Raw genomic sequence first — 2400 nt, forward strand, 5'->3', positions numbered from 1 at the left:
GCGTAGCGGGCTACGTAACCTGAATTCGGGGCAAATATGCCGCAAAGTGGGGCGTACAGATGGCGGGAATGAATTTACAAACACGCTCTAACACTGTTGTGCCTTTTATTATATACAATTATTACAAATATGAAAAGCATTTTTTATCGAATTAACATTTTCTTTATAATTAGAACATAATTTGAACACATTTATGTTTTATACTTAACACATATTAGCAGACAAGCTAATATATTTCATAACTCACACTTCGCAGCCCCCACACGCTGCGAAGTACTCCCTCAAAAATATTTTTAATTTTTTCTCTTTCCTTTAGAAAATCCTCAGCGTGCGTTGCTGAGGATTTTCTTTTTGTGTTTATTTATTTTCTATTCTTTTTGTCAATACCGGTGCTTTTAGAAGTCCGGTTTCCCGCAGCTGATATTCATATGCCCAGCTGCTTCCCTCTGTTCTCCAGGCATTTGGTCCGATCCAATCTTCCGTCCGATTGCAGTTGTGTATGGTTCCAAAGGTATTTACTCTATTTCCAAATGCAGTCAGATCGATTTTATGCATTCCTTCATTTACTTTTCCAAGTTCCAGCCGGTAAGGTGAATAACAGATATATCCCGCTTCTTTTCCATCCAGAACTGCCTTTAATACCGGGTTACGAAACATGGTAGTTTCCAGTGCCAGAAAAGCTTCCTCTGTCATTTCAGCCGAAATGTGATAAGTCACATTTCCTCCATAAAAAGGCAGACCCTGCCGGGTAATATCACCAAAGGAAAGTGCGGTCACGGGTTCTATCACCTCTGCTCTGCCGCCCTGAACCCGGACGCCAAAATTCCCCAGAAGATATAATGCTTCCACATTTCGCTTTGCATTATACGGAATTTCTGCAATTAACTCATTTTCCCCTTTTCTAAGCTGCCCCAGTTCAATCACATCAATCTCACGATCCGTATACCAGCCGGTCCGTTTTCCGGATATCTGCTCTCCATTAAAATATATCAGGGTGTCTGAACCATTTTCCAGTGCCAGACTTACTTTTGCCACCTCTGCTTTGGAACTGATCTGAAAGCGCAGGGTTAATTTATGTTCACAGGGTTCCTCCTTCTGGTTCAGCCACGGCTGGGCAAAAGCTTCCATTCTGAGAGGATATCCCAGCTTTTCCCGGAACAGGTTATCGATTCTTAGAATTTCTTCTTTTTCCTGCCACTCTCCATCATCAAACCGGTACTGCGCCATATCCAGAAGGTATACGTTTGGCTCACTCAATGTTACCGGCACTTCCTCCGGCAGATGAATCCCAATTTCCCTGCAGTATACTTCCTCTGCCGCTTCTTTCTCTGATTTCTTCCCAGGTACTTCCTCTGCCGCTACTCTTTCTGACTTCCTCCCGGATACTTCCCCGGCTTCCTCTTTCAATTCCCTGACAGATTCTTTTATAATTTCTTTTGTTCCCGTGCTGTCTGATTTTAAATGCAGCAGCAGACTGTCATGTTCAAACATTCTTTTTTCCAGTACGGTATCGCCATGATCTAACACTGCATCCACCGGGTGGATCTCTCCGGTCAGGGCATCGTAATGGGTAACTCTGTAATTCCCCCGGATACGGATTGTAAGATTCTCTTCTGCCGGAATATCCCTGTTAGCCATAGGCATCACGTGTGCCAGGAACAGCCAGCGGTCTTCCCCTTCATCACGCAGCTGGTAGATCAGGTTCCCGGTTCGGTTTCCGTCTTCGTTTCGGATATCCAGTTCCCGTTCTTCTTCTAATACCTGAAGCAGGGAATTGCAGTCATAGGGAATGCAGGTGCACTTGCCTGCCAGCTCAATCACTTCGCTGCTTGGTTCCACCTGAACCATCCGGGCTGCTTCCCCCATGAATATGACTTTTCCTCCCTGTGCCTGGAATTTATTCAGGATTTCCAGGGTTGAGCGCCTGATGGTGACACATCCCGGTACTATAACAGTCTCGTACTCCATCTCTCCCACTTTTAATTTATTTCCTATCCCCGGCATTCCATGTGTCAGTTCCGGCAGCAGTGATTCTGCCAGGAAATCAAAATCCACCAGACCATACAGCATCCATTCGATCAGATTACGGAAGTTCTCATCCATTTCCCGTCGGATGCCTCCTGTATGTTCCTCGGTTCCCCAGTAGAGCCAGTAGGATTCAATGGGATGGATTACCCCGACTTTTACGGAAGGCTTTCCTCTGGTTAAGGCTGTATTTAATCTTGCAAAATAGTCCTCTACATAATGATATTCTTTGTACCATGGAGACTGGTAGCCGATGGATGCCGGATAGTCCCGCTTTGCTTCCCCCGCCATAGAAGTCCAGGTAAGGTGGGGCACCCGGACGGTTACTCCTAAAGCAGCCTGCCAGTCGCCCTGCAGCTTGTGTCCCCGGAAGTC

1 protein-coding gene and 1 pseudogene are annotated in these 2400 nt (G+C 45.8%); one reads left to right on the forward strand and one right to left on the reverse strand.

Features of this window, described 5'->3' with window-relative positions:
• The first annotated feature begins 23 nt into the window (after nucleotides 1-23).
• A complete protein-coding gene (locus ACH2DQ_RS17610) occupies nucleotides 24-155 on the forward strand; it encodes a DUF6783 domain-containing protein (RefSeq protein WP_394913607.1) in 132 nt (43 codons plus the stop codon).
• 202 nt (nucleotides 156-357) lie between these two features.
• Here ACH2DQ_RS17610 and ACH2DQ_RS17615 read toward each other — a convergent pair.
• Nucleotides 358-2400, reverse strand: a pseudogene (locus tag ACH2DQ_RS17615) (hypothetical protein); the annotation flags it as partial.

The organism is Robinsoniella sp. (genome assembly GCF_034124845.1).